Raw genomic sequence first — 1,102 nt, forward strand, 5'->3', positions numbered from 1 at the left:
ATCTTTATTTGACGATTTTACTAGCTTTTTCATTTTAACTCTTTTGTGACACATTCGCAAAAGTGAGATGCACCCGTAACGCATCGCCACTACAGCAGGCAAATACAAAGCTTTTCGCAGTCGGATATTGCCGGTGCATGACAAACAAGTTTTGCCTTTAACAGAAGTCCCACAAATGCGTTTGCAGGGAGTTAAGCCTGCATAAGCTGGTAATTGACAGGCATTCTCATAATCAAAAACATCACCACTTTCCGGTAATAATACGGATGCCGTTTTTTCACCCATTCCAGCAATTGAGCTCAACGGTTGGTCTAGCTGTTTCCAGACAGTTCTGTTCTTGAGTTGACATTTTAGATCACAGATTCCAGCCGTCGCAAAGCCCGCTTGTAATTCCTTAACTCCAGGTGCAGTAGGGGTCGAGAATAAGGGTTTAACAGATGCACAAAAACGAGCAACCAGTGCCGCATCTACGGCGTCGGCTTTGGTTCGTAAAAGTTCACTTTTAGCAAACCATTTAATCTTGGGAGGATTGATGATACTAACCTGATAAGCCGCGTAAATTGAAGCGATATTCTTCAGTTAAAATATTTCTCAAACGCTCGCTATAAACACCAAAATATTCAGGAGGCTCTAGAAGCCTGTCCCGGGTTCATTGGCGAATAGACTAAATCCTATAAACTACAGGTATATCTAGGTTAAAACTGGTAGCTCGACGAGGTTCAGTCGGTTATCTATAACCTGCGCCAAGCGTAGCCGTTCTTTGCTGGCGGCCGTCAAAAAAACTGGAATGTCGCAGAACTGCAAGGATACATCGTTGAGAATTATGATATGGTGTTTAACTCCAAACAAAGCTATTCTACACTGTTTGACTCGGCATGAATTAGCTAAATAAAAAAACTCAAAAACGCCCCCTAAATAAGACCCAGAAATGATAAAACAATAGGATATTACAGGCTGGTTGGAGACTCACTGAGCTAAGATTACTCCTGGCAAGTTAGTGGTATTTTTACAGGATGAAATCATATATATAGCAATCCTAAATCATTATCAAGACTATGATACAATTATATGCAATACTTGATTGTGACAATAAAACCATGAA

General features: G+C 40.6%; 1 protein-coding gene. It reads right to left on the minus strand.

Annotated elements, in window-relative coordinates; genetic code table 11:
- Positions 1–303 (minus strand): IS110 family transposase (locus tag QUA40_RS28855; RefSeq protein ID WP_333132154.1); only part of this gene is annotated, 303 nt, incomplete at its 3' end.
- Positions 304–1,102: the final 799 nt, after the last annotated feature.

The organism is Microcoleus sp. Pol11C3 (genome assembly GCF_036701485.1).
Classification (GTDB): Bacteria; Cyanobacteriota; Cyanobacteriia; order Cyanobacteriales; family Microcoleaceae; genus Microcoleus.